This is a genomic window from Cystobacter fuscus (genome assembly GCF_044360685.1).
Classification (GTDB): Bacteria; Myxococcota; Myxococcia; order Myxococcales; family Myxococcaceae; genus Cystobacter; species Cystobacter fuscus_C.
Genome location: NZ_CP043491.1, coordinates 2,708,063 through 2,723,240, shown reverse-complemented (window position 1 = coordinate 2,723,240; position 15,178 = coordinate 2,708,063). Strand labels below are relative to the sequence as shown.

Sequence of the window (15,178 nt, the reverse complement as noted above, 5' to 3'; positions counted from 1 at the left end):
GTACCCGCCGATGAACGACACCATCAATACGATTGCGCTGAATGCCTGCCTCGACGCTGGGCACTTCATCCATTTCCAGTGCGGCAAGGAGGTCCACTCCTATTCGCTGGCCGAGCTCGACCGCCGCGCCGGCGTGTTGGCTGCATGCCTGCTCGAGCTGGGCGTGCGCGTCGGCGACCGCGTGGGCATCCTCGGCCAGAACCGCGTCGAGTGGGTGATCCTGGAGTTGGCAATCCTGAAGCTGGGTGGGGTCACGGCGGGCTTCGAGCCGGGGCGCTTCGCGCCGCAGGAACTGGTGCAGCGCTACGGCCTGAAGCTGCTGTTCGGGGAGGGGCTGACCACCGGCGGCCCGATCCTGGACATCGAGCTTGCGTGGAAGTGGAGCGAGCGGCCCGATGCTCAGCCGGCCCGCGTGCCTCTGCACCGCGGCTACGATCTGGCCGACATCTTCGCGCTCCGGTTCACCTCTGGCAGCACCGGCAAACCCAAGGGGCTGGAAGTGACGGTGGGCAGTGTGAACTCCTCGCTGGCAGCCGTCACGCAGATGTTCGGGCATGGCGAGGGTGACAACATCCTCGTGTTTGTGCCACTCGGCTGCAGCCTGCAGCAGCGCTACTGGATCTATTCGGCATTCGTCAACGGACACGATGCGAGCATCTCTAATTACGACGACTGGCTCACAACTGCGGCCCTCACGTCGCCGACAGTGGTCATGGGCGTGCCGCGCTTCTATGAGGACGTGAAGGCCCAGATCGAACGCAGCGGGGTGCGGGTCCAGGACCTGCAGGAGCGGCGCCGCGTCATCCAGCAACTGTTGGGCGGGCGCATCCGCTACCTGTGGACCGGCTCCGCTCCAGCGAGCCGCGCCGTGCTGGACTTCTTCAACGACTGCGGCGTGCCGCTCTACGAAGGCTATGGCCTCACCGAAACCTGCATTGTCGCCAAGAACTGCCCGGGCTCGTTCCGCGTGGGCAGCGTGGGGCGTGTGTTGCCGGACAAGACGATACGCTTCGACAAGGACGGGGTGCTGATCGTCGGCAGCAAGATCCCCCTGAACAGCCGCTACACCTGGTGCAACCCCGGCGACAACGAAAAGATGTTCCTGCCGACGGCCGAAATCAGGACGCAGGACCTGGGGCATGTGGACGAGGACGGCTTCCTCTACATCCACGGCCGGGTCGACGACATCGTTGTCATGAACAGCGGCCTGAATGTGTTGGTGCGGGAGATCGAGGAGGAGATCCGCCGACACCGGCAAGTCCATGAGTGCGTGCTGTTCGGGCAAGGCAAGCCCTTCCTGACGGCCATCATTTCCGCAGCGGAGGGTGGCATCGACGGCGCATCGCTGGCCGCGCACCTCGCGACATGGAACCGGCGCTGCCACCCGGAGCAGCGAGTGAACGCAGCAGTGATCGTGCCGGGCAGATTCTCGATCGATAACGGCTTGCTCACCACGCAGCACAAGCCGGTGCGCAAGAAGATCCATGCTTGCGTCGAGCAGGAACTGGGTGCGGTCTATGCACAAGCGCAACAAGGCATCCTGCAGCCCGAGCAAGTGCTCATCCTAGAGGGAGCAGTCCAATGAGCTGGAGTGGTTTGAAGAACATCGTCCTGGAGAACAGCCGGGTACAGTTGCGCCGGGTCGCCGCGACGGACCTGGAGGCGTTCGGCCGCATCGCCTACGAACCCGCCATCTGGCGGTATTTTGTCACCCAGATCCTGGAGCCGTCGGACCTGCAGCGCTTCGTGGAAAGCGCCATCCAGGACACGCTGAACGGTACGCGCATCGTCTTCGCCATCATCGAGCGCGCCACCGGCAGGATCGTCGGGAGCACCGCCTTCGGCAACCTCGCCGAATCCGAGCGTCGGCTGGAGATCGGCTGGTCCTGGCTGGCGCAAGAGGCGCGTAACACGGGCATCAACCGCGCCGCCAAGCTCGCCCTGCTGGACCATGCATTCCAGCGGCTCGAGTGCGAGCGCGTGGAGTTCAAGACCGACGTGCTCAACACCAACGCACGAGCCGCACTGTCGGCCATCGGCGCGCGCGAAGAGGGGGTGCTGCGCAGCTTCAACTACATGCCCGGTGGCCGCCGCAGGGATGTCATCTACTACAGCATCCTGCGGGCCGAGTGGCCGGCGGTGCGGGAAAAGCACTTCGCGGGGATCGGCGCATGACCAGCGGCAACCTCACTTTCGCGTGTGGCCAGCACACCCTGGCCGCGACCCGATTCGAGCCGCCGGCCGGCGGGGAGCCGCGCCTCCTCACGCTCGCGGGACTGGGGGTCAACGCGACCCGGCAGACCCTCCACTACCTACTGGAGGACCTGCAGGCGCTGGGCCATGGCGCGCTCAGCTTCGACTTCTCAGGCAACGGCGATAGCACGGGCATCTTCCAGGAATCATGCCTGCGCCGTCGGCGTGAGGAGGTGCTGGCCGCCGCGCGACTATTGGATCCGCAGCGGTCACCCATCCTGCTGGGCACCAGCATGGGCGGGCACCTGGGAGCCTCGGTGGCGTCGGTCCTGTATCCCGAGACGCTCATCCTGTTCTGCCCGGCGGCCTATCCCGCCTATGCGCTGGACGTAAACTTCGACGGCAACCTTGCACGGCCCTGGTGCTATCCCAACTCGCCTGCGTTCGCGGGCATCCGGGAGTTCGCAGGCGACCTGCTGATTATCGGCGCGAAGTTCGACCAGGTCGTGCCGCGCGAGGTGCTTGATTACTACATGGAATGCGCGTCGAGCGCGCGGTCTAAATCCATCCTCTGGCTGGACTGCGATCATTTCATCCACCGGTGGCTCCCCTATAACCCGATCCAGCGCGAAGAAGTTGTGCGCCGGATCCACCAGACGATCCAATCGGCCCCCCTCCCGGCCTAGGAAACAACAGCATGTTGCGAGAGGCAAACGCGCTCAAGAGGTTCGACAAGGCAGGCATCGCGGCGCTGGATGCCGCCTTTTCCAGCGGCCCGCTGGCTGATGCAATCGACTGCGCACCGGAGATTCCGCGGCGGCGCGGGTTGAGCCCGCAGCAATTCGAGCAGGAACACCGCCGTCTGCAGAGACCGGTGCTGCTGGAAGGAATGGTGGGCGATTGGCCTGCCATCCGGCACTGGAGCTTTCGGCACCTGGCCGAGCGTTGCGGATCCACCGTGGTGACCGTGGACGGCTACAACAGCGAGAAGGCGCGTGAGATGACCTTCGCCGAGTTCGCCGCGCTGCTGGAGGCAGCCGAAGGCAAGCAGCCTGCGTCACCGGTGTACTTGCAGGAGTGGTACTACAAGACCGCCGCGCCGGCCCTGGCCGACGACATCCCTGAACTCGACATCGCCCAATACGACTTTCGCCGCAACCTGTACGGAGAAAACATCTCGACCAACCACCAACTGTGGATCGGTCAGCGCGGCGGCGTGACCATCATGCACCAGGACTCGTACATGGTCGACGTGATGCACGTGCAGATCGTGGGCGAGAAGCGCTGGTATGTGATGTCGCCGGCGGCGCAACTGCACTATCGGGATGACGGCGAGCTGGATTTCGAGGGCCTCGTGCGCGACCCCAAGACCCAGCTGATGCAGTGTACGCTAAAGCCTGGCGAGGTGCTGTACCTTCCCGCCTTGTGGTGGCACCGCGTCGAGCTGCTGAGCGATTCGATCGGCCTGGGCCGCAAGTGCCTGGACGAGAGCAACCTGCAGGCCCACATCCGGCTGCGTATGGCCGAACTGCTGTCGCTGGCACTCAACCCGGACGAGGTGCGCGAAACCCACCCCGAATTGTTCAACGTGGTGATGAAGCGCGCGCGCACCTGGGCCAAGCGCATGGACATCGACCTGTCGAAGCTGAGGCCCTGAACCTGATGATGCCGGTCAACGAGATCTTGCTGCTGTGCGCGGTGGGCCTGTTCATGGGCATGATCGCCGTGACGTCCGGCGGCGGGGCCACGGCGGGCGTTCCCCTGGTGCTGTTGTTGGGCTATCCGGCGGCCTCATCCGTGATCGCGGTGAGCTTTGGCTTGTTAGCCTCCTTTATCACCGGGACCTTCACCTATCGCCGGCTGGAGCCGCCCAAGGCGCAGCTGCCGCTGTTTATCTGGCCAGTCGCGGCGTTCGGCTCGATACTGGGGGCCAACCTGTTCCTCACCATCCCTCCCGGCGTGCTGCGGGTGGTGATCCTGGTCCTGCTCGTGGGCGTGTTAATCCTGAGTTTCACGCTCAAGCCCTCGAAGATGCAGGAGCACCAAGTCACCACGCCGGCCAAGCGGCGTGTCGGCACCGCCGTCATCTTCGCGCTGTGTGTCTATTGCGGTTTCTTCGGCGCGGGTTTCGGCACCTTCGTGATCCTTGCGCTGATGTACTTCTACGGCTATTCGTTCCTGGAGGGAGCCTCTGCGGGTACGCGGTTCGCCCTGGTGGTCGGGGGGGCTTCCGTGCTGACCTACCTGTTCAAGGGCGCCGTCGTGCTCAAGCTCGGCATTCCCCTCGCAATGGGGTGTTCGGTCGGCGGATACCTCGGGGCCATGCAGGCGCAACGGGGCGGCGACCGGTTCATTCGCGTCGTGTTCATCGGCTCCACGGTGCTGCTGACCCTCAAGATGGGGTACGATATCCTTTGTTGAGGCAGATCTTCCGCGCGTCCTCATCATCCCGCCAAGACTGCCGAAATGAAGGGCTGCTGGGAGGAAGCCGAGGAGGTGGACGTGGTGCAGCGGCGCTTCGTCCTCAAGCGCCACAGGACTTACCTTGGATGGCTCAGGCCTCGGACAGCTCGTAGCCGGACACGAGCTGGGCGGTGCGCTGGAGGCGCTCGGAGCTCAGGCGGAAGAGCGCCTCGCGCAGCCCGGTGTTCATCACGATGAGCCGCTCCACGTCCGCGCGCGCCAGCCGCAACAGCGTGCAGGGGGTGTCGGCGATCACCGAGGCGGTGGCGGGCAGGCCGAGCAGCACGGAGAGCTCGCCGAACATGTCGCCCTCGTGCAGCGAGGGATGCGGGTTCTCGTGACCGTCCGGGAGGCGGTGCACCACGCGGCACTGGCCCCGGAGCAGCAGGTAGAGGGCGTCACCGGGCTGTCCCTGGACGAGCAGGCTCTGGCCGGCCGGCACCGCGTGGAACTGGACGGCCTTCGTCAGGGCCTCGCGCTGCAGCGGCGTGAGGGAGAACAGGATCGGGTTGCCCCGCAGGATGTTGGCCAGCAGCCGCACCTGGTAGAAGGACCGCAGCATCTGCGCCACCGAGGGGTGCAGCTCGGCGAGCCGCTCCACCTGCTCGCGCGTCAGCTCGAACACCACGGTGCGCGTGGCGGCCACCACGCTCGCCAGCCGCGGAGCGTCCGACAGCAACGCCATCTCCCCGAAGAAGTCGCCCTCGCCCAGGCGGGCCACCTTGCGGATCTGCCCGCCCTCCCCCTGCCGCACCACGTCCACGCGCCCTTCCACGATGGCGAACAGGGACTGGCCCGCCTCGCCTTCCGTGATGATGGCGGACCCTGGCTCGAGGGGCTTGAGCTTCAACTGCTCCACCACCGCCAGGAACGCCTCCGGGCTCAGCTTCGAGAAGAGCGGGATGCGCGGGAGCACCTCGTCGCCCTCCTCGTGCGACTCCTGGAAGGAGGCCGCGGGCGCGGGCGTCAGCCGGGGCTGGGGCCGGGCATGGCCCGCGTGGAAGTCCGCCAGCAACCGCTGGGTGGGGCCATGGCCCGGCTCGAGCTGGAGGACGAGCTTGCACAAGGCGATGGCGCGCAGCAGCCACCCCTGACGGGCCCAGGCCTTGGCCACATCCGTGTACGCCTCGATGGCCTCCTGCTTGCGCCCAAGCCGCTGGAGCAACTCGGCCACCTTCTGGCGGCTGGCCAGGTCCTCCGGCGCGGCCCGGGTGATGTGCCGGTACTCGGCGAGCGCCGCCTGCCACTGCCCGCTGGCGAAGAGTTGAGCGGCGTTGTCCTTGTGCTCGCGAAGCGTCTCGACCATGGCGTGCCTCCGTGTGATGCCGGGCCGCGTCAGCGGCGGCCCCCGTTCATGAAGAGACAGTGCATGAAGAAGGGGGGTACCCGATGTGATGGCGCCCACAGCCCCGGAGTGAAGCCCGTCACACCCGGCCCGCGCGAGCGGCTCACGCCCCCCTGAAGCCCTGGCGGCCAGGGGAACGGGCGTGCACGAGCCGGCCTTCCATCCGCACCCTTGCGGCGGAGGAACGGCTTGCGACATCTCCAGCACCGCCTGAATCCCACGCACCTGTGGGACCTGATCGTGATTTCCGACCCCGACCTGGGCCGGCTGCGCAAGGGGTTGCGCGCCGCCCTGGGCGCGGGACTGGCCGCCCTCATCCTCTCGAGGCTCGCGCGCTTGCTCGGCGAGCCACCCACCGTCACCATGGTGGGCACCATGGTGGCGATGATGGGCTCGCAGCTCGCCACGGACCCGAATCCGCGCGACCAGCGTCTCACCACCGCGCTCCTCATCGTGCCCGCGCTGACCTCGGCCGTCCTGGGGACGCTCGCCGCCCAGATTCCCCTGCTCGGCGCCGCGGCCTTCGCGGTCACCATCTTCGTCTCCACCTTCGTGCGCCGGTTCGGCCCCCGGGGATTGGCGCTGGGGATGATTGGCTTCTTCTCCTTCTTCAACGCCCTCTTCTTCCACGCCCAGCTCTCGCAGGTGCCCGCGCTCGCGGGGGCCATGGTGGTCGCCGTCGGCATCGCGTACACGGTGCGCTTCGTGCTCGTCCCGGACCGCCCCGACTCCGCCCTGCGGCGCACCGTGCGGGCCTTTCGCAAGACGATCGATGTCATGCTGTGGGAGCTCGCGGACATCCCCGAGCAGCCCCGGATGACCTGTGCCCTGTTGCGCCGGCTGCTCCGGCAGGCGGATCGCCTGAGTGACGCGGCGCTCGCGGTGGAGGACCTGGTCACCCGGGAGCACTCCGACCTCCGGCAGCGGCTCTTCGAGCTGGAGCTCGCCGCCAACCGCGTGCTCCGCTCCGTGCAGCAGGTGGTCGACTCGGGCGCGCTGTCACAGGAGGCACGAGCGGACATCCACCGGGCCCTGGTGGCGGCGCGGGTCGCCATCCGCGACCGGGCTCCCGCGGCGGCCCGGACGATGGGAGCGCACCTCGACCGGGTGCGGGAAGCGCCCGCAGACGAGCGGGGCCAGGCGGATGCCCAGCGCATCCACCGCGCCCTGACGGATCTGCTCGAGGCCGCCGAGCAGCTTCCCCGCGAGCATCCTCCGCTCGTCCCGGAGCCGGCCGCCGCCCCCGCGGGCAACGCCGCGCCGGGCCCGCTCGCGCACACGGGCCTCCATCCCTCCACGCGCCAGGCCATTCAAATCACCGTGGCGAGCGTCATCGCGATGGCGGTGGGCTACGCGGTGTCCGCCGAGCGCTGGTACTGGGCCGTCATCACCGCCTTCGTCATCTTCACGCGCACGCGCTCGCGGGGAGACACGCTGCAGCGCGCCTGGGCGCGGGTGCTGGGAACGGTGCTCGGCGTGCTGGCCGGACTGTTCCTCGCCAGGGCCGTCAGTGGCCACACCGGCATCGAGCTGGTGAGCATCTTCGTGTGTGTCTTCTTCGGCTTCTACCTGATTCAAATCTCCTACGCGTGGATGGTGTTCTGGTTCACCACGCTCTTGTCCGTGCTCTATGGATTGCTCGGCCGCTTCACCCCCGCGCTCCTCCTGCTGCGCATCGAGGAGACGGCGGTCGGCGCGGCCGCTGGCGCCATCATCGCCCTCATCCTCTTCCCCGAGCGCACCACGGCGCAGATCCAGACCTCCGCCCGGCAGGTGTTGGACGCGGTGTGCGAGTACCTCGAGGAGGCCGTGGTGAAGCGCACCCCGGAGACCGACCCGGACCGGCTGCTCGACTCCGCGCGGGTGCTGGACGCGCGCCTGCGCGACCTGCGCACCGCGGCGCAACCGCTCACCGGAGGGCTCCGGCACTTCACCCCACGCGCGACGCACATCCTGCGGACCGTGTCCGAACTCGTCCTGTCCGTGCGGCACCTGGAGATGGGACGCGGGCTGATGGAGATGAACGACGCGTCGCGGGGGCTGTTGCGCGAGGCGGCGGAGCGGCTCGCGAACAACGCCCGGGTGCTGGCGGGCGCGCTGGGCCAGGAAGCGCCGCCCCGCGTCGAGCCCGCGTCCACGCTCATCCAGGAGGCCCGGCACCGCCTCGCGCCCGAGGAAGCCGCCCGCCGGGGCACCGCCAGCCCCTTCCGCCTGCTGCACTGGCTCACGCGCGTGGACGACATGCTCACGCAACTGGCCCGGGCGGAGCGGGAACCGCCCCGGGTGCTCGTGCCCTGGCGGGCCTAGCTCAAAGCGGCTCGCCCAGGTCCAGGGTGGAGGCGCGCGTCGCCTTGGACAGCTTGCGCTCCAGGCGCTCGACGCGGCGGCGCAGGGCCTCGCCGCTCTCGGCGGGAGGACAGAGCCGGGCGTGATGGAGCGCGAGCGGCAGATCCTTGAGTCCGTGCTCGTACAGCTTGGCCAGGGACAGGTGGAGCGGGGCCGACTGGTCCTTCCGGGCCGACGCGAGCGCCCGCTGCAGGTTGGCCACCGCCGTGCGGACATCCCCGCCCCGGCGCGACAACCGCGAGGCGAGCGCGAGCGCCTCGGCCCGCACCGCGCCCGAGTCTCCCGCCGCCGCGGCCTGGGCGAAGGCGAGCGCCCGCTCGGGGTCTCTCGCCCGGAGCGCCACGCCCGCGAAGCCCAGCAAGTCCCTCGGGTCCTCCCCTTCCGCGCCGCTCGCCCGGAAGCGCCGTGCCAGCAGGCCGAGCAGGGCCGCCAGCAAGAGGAGGTCATTCACGTTGTGCTCCAGCACGGGCGTCAGGGCCGAGCCCTCGGCGCCGCGCAGGAAGCGGAAGTACAGCTCCGGGATGAGCGCCCCGTCCACGTCGCCCACGCGGTGGAAGCCGAGCACCTGCTCCTCCAGGTGCACCAGCCGCGTCCCGCTGCCCCGGTGCTTGAAGACGCGGCGAGCGCAGTGCAGCAAATCCAGGTGCGGCAGCTCGGCGGGGACGGGCACGCGGTTGAGCACGAAGCGGGTGCGCAAGAGAGGCCAGTCGAAGCTCTTACCGTTGAACGTCACGAGGCACGAGGCCTGGGCCATGCGCGCGGCCAGCTCCCGCAGGAGCGGGGCCTCCTCGCCCAGTCGGCGCAGGAAGAGCTGGTGCACACGCAACGAGCGGCCCTCGAACCAGGCGAGGCCCACCAGAAAGGGCACCGTGCCCGTGCCGCCCGCGAGTCCCGTCGTCTCCGTGTCCAGGAAGAGCATGCGCTGGAAGTCCACGCCCGCGAGGCCCGGCTGCAGCGCGAGGCTCGCCACCAGCGCGGCCTCCGCGTCCAGCGCCTCCGCGAGCGGCGCGCTTCCATGGTGATGATCCGGAGACAGCAGGCGCTCGGCGACGTGGATGATCCCATGCGGCGTCGTCCGGGGCTCGGCGGGGAGAGGACCCGGAGGAGGCTGCGGAGGACCCCGGCGGAGCGCCGTCCCATGACGTTCGGTCAGCTCTCCGAGCATCCGGCGCAGCATGGCCACGCGCGCGGCCTGCTCCGCCGAGGGAGCCTCGGGCTCCACGGCGGGAGCGGGGGCGGGAACCACGGGAGGGGCCGGAGCCGGAGTCGCGGACGCACCCGGCTTGCCCCCGGGACCCACGCCGCCGAGCCGCGCCAGCTTGCGCTTCAAGTCCACGGTGCACCTCGTCTCGAACGGGACACTGTACAGGTGTATACCCGGAGCGGCAACGCGCACGTGCGCGGAAGACAGCCCGGCCTACCGCGCTTTCGACCTGGAACGTTTACTGCTGGGACCAGGTCGCCCCCGAGCCTTGGACCTGGGCACGATCTCCCGGCAGAGCAGCTCGACGAGGGCACGAAACGACGGCATTTTTTCCTGGATGCAGTCACGGATGGGCCGCTTCAGCTCGACGGTCAATCCATTCAGGAGGGCATCACGTTCGAGCAGGCTCTTCTTCAACGCGGAGTCGAGGCGCTTTGGATCGATGCTTCCGTCACATTGCCGCACGGCCTGGATGACGGACTCCATGTTCTGCTTCAGCAGGACAACGAAGAGCCGGTCACTGTGCTTTCCTCCTTCCCGGATGCGCTGGATGACGAGTTCATCGGGCGCATTCCGAGGAAGCTTGAGGTCTCCACGGATCTCGTCATTGTCGAACACGGCGATGACGCTGCGGCCGTCGTCGGCGATGAGATCGATGTCCTGGCGGCAGGCCTTGAGGAGCTTGGGCATCCCCTTCATGGGCCGGCAATCGTCGAGCGCTCCATCCACCTCCCGCCGCGGGGAGTCCTTCAGCGCGTCTCGGACACAGGCCTTCACCAACTCATGCAGACCAAACCCCCTGGTGGGCCCTCGTTGATCCTCGTAAAGGACGCACACCCGTCGCATCAGGCCGGATCCTCGCGCGTGAACACCGAGGCCTCGTGCCCCTCACCCCGGATGTCCCCCAGACCCCGGTAACGCTCCAACCATTTCGCCAGAAGACGTGGATTGGGCCTGAGGAGGTGGGTCGCCTGCCGATCATCGAGTTCGCAGAGCACGACGGAGCGGGCCGGCTCGGAGAGTCCATCGAGCAACCGGTCCGAGTGAGTGGAGACCAGGACAGGAAACCGCCTGGCCATCGACTCGAACATGTCCAGGACACGCATGAGCAACCTGGGGTGCAGATGCAGATCCGGCTCATCCAGGGCCATGAGGCCAGGAACGCCGTCATGCAGCCTGAACAGCGCGACGAAGGCCAGATACGACAGCATCCCGTCCGATAGCTGCGAGGAGGGGATTTGTTGGTCGAGGTTCTTGAGCTTGAGGGACAGCCCCACATTGCCACCACCCGGGTCCGCCCAGGTCGTGACATCTTCAATGTGGCTGCCCAGTCCGAGTCGCACGTACTCCAGGGTCTGGTTCCACTCGTCCTGACCGAAATTATTCTTCAGCGCATGGAAGGAGTTCGCCAGATTGACGCCTAGCTTCTCCAGGTGCTTGGCGGGAGCGAAGGGTATCGAGGCCCGCAACGCTGACTTCCTGTCGAGTGCGCGTGCCGCCCAGGAAGGAAGAACCTCGAACGGGAGGTGAACCCGGATGTGCCTGAGATGGCTGGCAATGATTTTGAGTGCTGTATAGCAGTCAGCACTGTCTCTATAGAGATTGACTTGATTAGGAGAGAGGACATTGAAGGCGATCTCTCCCTCGAGAAACACGCCGAGCCCGGCTGTCGTGTATTGAGAGCCGGTCCTATGAAGGAGAAGGATGGAGTCGACTGTTTTCGGTGGTCTCTTTTTTCGAGACCAGGCCTTCGCCCAGTCTGAACCCTTGCGTGGGTATACCCGCACTGTCTCTTCCACCGAAGCGAAAGCCCCTCCTTCTGGCGTCAGAAGGATGTCGTACTCGACGAGGTCGAACTTCGACCAATCTTCAGCCCCCTGATTTGAAAACGAATCAGGATCGGGCTTTATCGTCACCCCCAGCTTCAGACGAGGAGCCCCCTGCCTCAACAACGAGGTCAGGCCCCCATGAACGCTGTAGAACTCGTCCAGGAACCGTTCGCTCGCCGCCCGATGCAGCAGCTCGCACGCTTCGATGATGCTGCTCTTGCCAGACCCATTGTCCCCGATGAGTACGGTAAGCCCACCCAGCTTGAGCCGGATCTTCTCAAGGGTACGAAGCCCTTCAATGCGCAGTTCGGTGATGGACATGGGGCTTGGGCTCGGCCACGGGCATTAGGGAGCGTGGTATACCACGCTCCCTAACTCATCGACCGCCCATTCCCTACTGCAGGGCCACGACGCCGAGCGCCGAGAGGATCTCCAGCACGAGCCGCTTGCGCGGATGCTCCTCCACCGGAGCACTGCCTGGAAAGGAGCCCGCCGCCGGGCCGATGCACGCGGGGCAACCCTCCTCGCACGCACACCCCTCCAGGAGTCGGCGCGCGCGCCGCAGCAGTTCCTCGCGCTGATCGAACAGCCGCGCCGCCAGGCCCACGCCGCCGGGGATGTTGTCGTAGAGGAAGATGGTCGGATCGAAGCCCACGCCGCCGTCCTTGCGCGGCGGCCCGTCCGCGTCGTCCTTGCTGCCGAGCGTCTTGCCCAGGTCTCTCGGATCGATCATCAACCCCACGCACGCCACGGTGCGCAGCGCGGTGGCGATGCCCCGGAGCGCGTCGATGACGGCGGGGCGCGGCGCGCCGAACGAGCGCACCACGGTCTCGGGCACGGTGAGCCAGAGCGAGGTGGTGTGCATCTGCATCTCCGGCAGGGCCACCTCGCCGTAGCCGACGTTCTCGTGGGTGTGGAACTTGATCTTCTTGTAGCCCACCACCTTCTCGATGACGCTCACCTCGCCCATGCCCGCCTGGAGCGTGGGGCCCATGGGGGCGCCCTGGTCCTCCTGGATGACATTGACGCGCACGTACGTCATCGCGTCGGTGAAGTAGTCCGGCGCCACCTTGCGCACGTAGGCCTTGTGGTTGTCGTAGTCGAAGCGCTCGACCTGATACTGCTCGGCCTCGTGCTGGTAGATGGCCTGCTCGTGCAACATGGTGTGCGCCGAGCGGAAGTCCATCTCCGCGAGCGTGCGGTCCGTGCCCAGCTCGATGATGACCACGTTGTCCCAGCCCACGCTGCGCAGTGACACGTGGTTGGCCGGGTACGCGTCCGAGGACCAGTGGAACATCTTGCGGCCCTCGGGGCCGGGCGAGGGGTGCACCACCTCGTGCTGGGACAGATAGCCGAGCGCGTCCGTCACGGACTCGGCCGGCACGTCCCCGAAGGTGTCGCCCTCGGCGAAGGGCAGCTCGAAGGCGGCGCACTTGAGGTGCTGCACGAGGATCTCCACGTTGTCCGGATCGATGCGCGCGTGCTCCACCGGCGCGCCCGTGAGGAAGCGGGGATCCGAGGCGAGGTATTGATCCAACGGGGCGCTGGAGGTGACCAGGAGCGCGAGGCTGCCCGCGCCCCGGCGGCCGGCGCGGCCGAAGCGCTGCATGAGCGCGGCCACCGAGCCCGGGTAGCCCGCGCACACCACGGCGTCCAGCGAGCCGATGTCGATGCCGAGCTCCAGCGCGTTGGTGGCCACCACGCAGCGCACCTCACCGGCGCGCAGGGCGGCCTCGGTGGCGCGGCGCGTGCCGGGCAGGTAGCCGCCGCGGTAGCCCTGGATGAGGTTCGGGTCCATCTTCTCGGCCACGAACTTGTCGCGCAGGTACTTGAGCATCACCTCGACGGAGTTGCGCGACTGGGCGAAGAGGAGCGTGGACACCTCGGCGCGCACGAGGTCCGCGGTGAGGCGCACGGCGCTCTTGAGGTAGCTGGCGCGGATGCCCAGCTCGGCGTTGACCACGGGGGGGTTGTAGACCATGACGCGGCGCTCGCCGGCGGGGGCGCCGCTCTCGGAGATGAGCGCCACCTCGCGGCCCAGCATCCGCTCGGCGTGGGCCTTGGGGTTGCCGATGGTGGCCGAGGCCAGGATGAAGGTGGGCGAGGAGCCATGGAAGGCCGCCACGCGCTGCAGGCGGCGCAGCACGTTGGCCAGGTGCGAGCCGAAGACGCCCCGGTAGGTGTGCAGCTCGTCGATGACGACATAGCGCAGGTTGGAGAAGAGGCGAGCCCAGCTCGCGTGGTGCGGGAGGATGCCGGTGTGCAGCATGTCCGGGTTGGTGAGCAGCACGCCGCTGCGCTCGCGGGCGGCGCGCCGGGCATCCGCCGGGGTGTCTCCGTCGAAGGTGATGGCGCCGTGCTCCAGGCCCGCCTCGCGCATGAAGACGCGCAGGGACTCTTCCTGGTCGCGCGAGAGCGCCTTGGTGGGGAAGAGGTAGAGGGCCCGGGCCTGGGGCTCACGCGCGAAGCGGTCCAGCAGGGGCAGGTTGTAGCAGAGGCTCTTGCCCGAGGCGGTGGGCGTGGCGATGACGAGGTTCTTGCCCGAATGGGCCAGCTCGTACGCCTCGGCCTGGTGGGAGAAGAGCCGCTCGATGCCGCGGCGGCGCAGGGCCTCGCGCACCTGGGGGGCGACGCCCTCGGGGATGGGCGCATGGGCGCCGAGCCGGGCCGGAGTCACCTCGTCCAGGACGATGTCGGGCCAGATCTGGTTGTTCTCGCGCCACCCCTGGAGGACGGCATCGAGTCCGCGAGGTCCCGTCCAGGGCTTGCGCCGGGACCCGGTGAAAGCCCCTTCTTCCTTCTCTGGCTTCATGAAGCCGGGCACTGTACAGACGTGCACCCGGAGGGGCAACGTGCAACGCCCCAGCGAGAGGAGCTGTCGTCAGTCCCCGTGAAGGCGGACGTGGGTGGTCCATCTCCCGCGTTCACCCCCTCACCAGGAAGCACCCCCGATGCGTACCGAGCGCACCATCCGCAAATGCCCTGTCCGGATGAAGTTCGTCTGTCCGAGGACGTGGCAGGACCTGCGACCCACCGCCAGCGCCGATGTCCGGCACTGTGCGCACTGCAAGCAGGACGTGTACTACTGCCGGACGGATGAGGAGACGCTGCGGCATGCGCGTGCGGGACACTGCATCGCTCGCGAGGAACCGCATCCGGGAGAACTGCCCAGGCTGGTGATTGGGACTCCCGACGAGTCGTCGGCCCCCACCCCGGAGCAAGAGCAGGCCAGGGCCTGGAGCCGACGTGAAGACGGAATCGCGGACGCCCTCAACAACGGTCTCCTCGAAGGGGATCGCGACTGCCCCCAATGTGGCTACCCCGTGCCGGGCTATCGAAAGACCTGTTACGTCTGCGCGTTCGAACTCGGCCGGGGATGAACGGCCGTCGGGCATCACCTCCGTAAGGGATGGACCCGCACCAGGCGCCCGACGACAGCCCGGCGGCTCGCCCAACCGTTCACCTTGCCCACGTTGTTGCAGATGAGCAGCCGGCCCACGGTGGCCTCCTTCACCAGATGCAGGAGGAATCCTCCTCTCCACCGGACCAGCACCACGTCTCCAGCCTCCACCACGGCCGGGTCCACGGGACCCAACGTGACCGGCTGCCCATCCTCGATCCGTCCTCGCATGGAGCCGCCTCGCGGCCGGACCGTGACCTCTTCGCCCCTCGTCAATGCACTGACCGCATCGGTCGCCCATCCCATCGTGTTGCTCCTCGTCAGGAATTCGTGCCCAGAGACGTCTCCAATCCCTCGTCTCTGACGCTGACTGGACCGCGTGTGCCGAGCCACGTCCG

13 protein-coding genes are annotated in these 15,178 nt (G+C 67.7%); 7 read left to right on the top strand and 6 right to left on the bottom strand.

Features of this window, described 5'->3' with window-relative positions; translation table 11 throughout:
• Window positions 1-10 precede the first annotated feature (10 nt).
• From F0U63_RS11290 to F0U63_RS11270, 5 genes are read left to right on the top strand one after another with little or no spacing between them, the layout of a single operon-like run.
• Window positions 11-1,585: an AMP-binding protein gene (locus F0U63_RS11290; protein ID WP_395845897.1), complete on the top strand. Its 1,575-nt coding sequence runs from the start codon at window positions 11-13 to the stop codon at window positions 1,583-1,585.
• Window positions 1,582-2,175, top strand: coding sequence for a GNAT family N-acetyltransferase (locus tag F0U63_RS11285; protein WP_395845896.1), 594 nt, complete (start codon window positions 1,582-1,584; stop codon window positions 2,173-2,175). The genes F0U63_RS11290 and F0U63_RS11285 overlap by 4 nt, the downstream gene beginning before the upstream one ends.
• On the top strand, window positions 2,172-2,879 hold the full coding sequence (locus F0U63_RS11280) for an alpha/beta hydrolase (RefSeq protein ID WP_395845895.1): 708 nt from the start codon (window positions 2,172-2,174) through the stop codon (window positions 2,877-2,879). Before F0U63_RS11285 ends, F0U63_RS11280 begins: the two co-directional genes overlap by 4 nt.
• Before the next feature lie 11 nt (window positions 2,880-2,890).
• Window positions 2,891-3,850: a cupin-like domain-containing protein gene (locus tag F0U63_RS11275; protein ID WP_395845894.1), complete on the top strand. Its 960-nt coding sequence runs from the start codon at window positions 2,891-2,893 to the stop codon at window positions 3,848-3,850.
• A gap of 5 nt (window positions 3,851-3,855) precedes the next feature.
• Entirely contained in the window at window positions 3,856-4,614 is a 759-nt protein-coding gene (locus F0U63_RS11270; RefSeq protein ID WP_395845893.1) for a sulfite exporter TauE/SafE family protein, read from the top strand.
• 133 nt (window positions 4,615-4,747) lie between these two features.
• Here the strand turns inward: F0U63_RS11270 and F0U63_RS11265 are convergent, their stop codons facing one another.
• Complete coding sequence (locus tag F0U63_RS11265; protein ID WP_395845892.1) at window positions 4,748-5,962, bottom strand: cyclic nucleotide-binding domain-containing protein; 1,215 nt, start codon at window positions 5,960-5,962, stop codon at window positions 4,748-4,750.
• A gap of 228 nt (window positions 5,963-6,190) precedes the next feature.
• Here F0U63_RS11265 and F0U63_RS11260 point away from each other — a divergent pair, with 228 nt between their 5' ends.
• A complete protein-coding gene (locus F0U63_RS11260; protein ID WP_395845891.1) occupies window positions 6,191-8,308 on the top strand; it encodes an FUSC family protein in 2,118 nt (705 codons plus the stop codon).
• Window position 8,309: 1 nt separating this feature from the next.
• Here F0U63_RS11260 and F0U63_RS11255 read toward each other — a convergent pair whose 3' ends face one another.
• From F0U63_RS11255 to F0U63_RS11240, 4 genes are all read right to left on the bottom strand, one after another.
• Window positions 8,310-9,683, bottom strand: coding sequence for a ribonuclease H-like domain-containing protein (locus F0U63_RS11255; protein WP_395845890.1), 1,374 nt, complete (start codon window positions 9,681-9,683; stop codon window positions 8,310-8,312).
• A gap of 81 nt (window positions 9,684-9,764) precedes the next feature.
• On the bottom strand, window positions 9,765-10,241 hold the full coding sequence (locus F0U63_RS11250) for a hypothetical protein (protein ID WP_395845889.1): 477 nt from the start codon (window positions 10,239-10,241) through the stop codon (window positions 9,765-9,767).
• A 155-nt stretch (window positions 10,242-10,396) separates the two neighbouring features.
• Complete coding sequence (locus F0U63_RS11245; RefSeq protein ID WP_395845888.1) at window positions 10,397-11,701, bottom strand: AAA family ATPase; 1,305 nt, start codon at window positions 11,699-11,701, stop codon at window positions 10,397-10,399.
• A gap of 73 nt (window positions 11,702-11,774) precedes the next feature.
• Complete coding sequence (locus tag F0U63_RS11240) at window positions 11,775-14,192, bottom strand: DEAD/DEAH box helicase (RefSeq protein WP_395845887.1); 2,418 nt, start codon at window positions 14,190-14,192, stop codon at window positions 11,775-11,777.
• A gap of 139 nt (window positions 14,193-14,331) precedes the next feature.
• On the opposite strand from F0U63_RS11240, the gene F0U63_RS11235 reads away from it, so the two are divergent.
• Entirely contained in the window at window positions 14,332-14,760 is a 429-nt protein-coding gene (locus tag F0U63_RS11235; RefSeq protein WP_395845886.1) for a hypothetical protein, read from the top strand.
• A gap of 14 nt (window positions 14,761-14,774) precedes the next feature.
• On the opposite strand, the gene F0U63_RS11230 is transcribed toward F0U63_RS11235, so the two are convergent.
• Complete coding sequence (locus F0U63_RS11230; RefSeq protein WP_395845885.1) at window positions 14,775-15,011, bottom strand: hypothetical protein; 237 nt, start codon at window positions 15,009-15,011, stop codon at window positions 14,775-14,777.
• Window positions 15,012-15,178: the final 167 nt, after the last annotated feature.

Bases quoted from the DNA above. Each gene is read 5' to 3' on its own strand.
- F0U63_RS11270 (WP_395845893.1), top strand. From the start codon at position 3,856: ATGATGCCGGTCAACGAGATCTTGCTGCTGTGCGCGGTGGGCCTGTTC.
- F0U63_RS11285 (WP_395845896.1), top strand. From the start codon at position 1,582: ATGAGCTGGAGTGGTTTGAAGAACATCGTCCTGGAGAACAGCCGGGTA.
- F0U63_RS11235 (WP_395845886.1), top strand. From the start codon at position 14,332: ATGCGTACCGAGCGCACCATCCGCAAATGCCCTGTCCGGATGAAGTTC.
- F0U63_RS11250 (WP_395845889.1), bottom strand. From the start codon at position 10,241: ATGCCCAAGCTCCTCAAGGCCTGCCGCCAGGACATCGATCTCATCGCC.
- F0U63_RS11240 (WP_395845887.1), bottom strand. From the start codon at position 14,192: ATGAAGCCAGAGAAGGAAGAAGGGGCTTTCACCGGGTCCCGGCGCAAG.
- F0U63_RS11265 (WP_395845892.1), bottom strand. From the start codon at position 5,962: ATGGTCGAGACGCTTCGCGAGCACAAGGACAACGCCGCTCAACTCTTC.
- F0U63_RS11230 (WP_395845885.1), bottom strand. From the start codon at position 15,011: ATGCGAGGACGGATCGAGGATGGGCAGCCGGTCACGTTGGGTCCCGTG.
- F0U63_RS11275 (WP_395845894.1), top strand. From the start codon at position 2,891: ATGTTGCGAGAGGCAAACGCGCTCAAGAGGTTCGACAAGGCAGGCATC.
- F0U63_RS11290 (WP_395845897.1), top strand. From the start codon at position 11: ATGAACGACACCATCAATACGATTGCGCTGAATGCCTGCCTCGACGCT.
- F0U63_RS11280 (WP_395845895.1), top strand. From the start codon at position 2,172: ATGACCAGCGGCAACCTCACTTTCGCGTGTGGCCAGCACACCCTGGCC.
- F0U63_RS11245 (WP_395845888.1), bottom strand. From the start codon at position 11,701: ATGTCCATCACCGAACTGCGCATTGAAGGGCTTCGTACCCTTGAGAAG.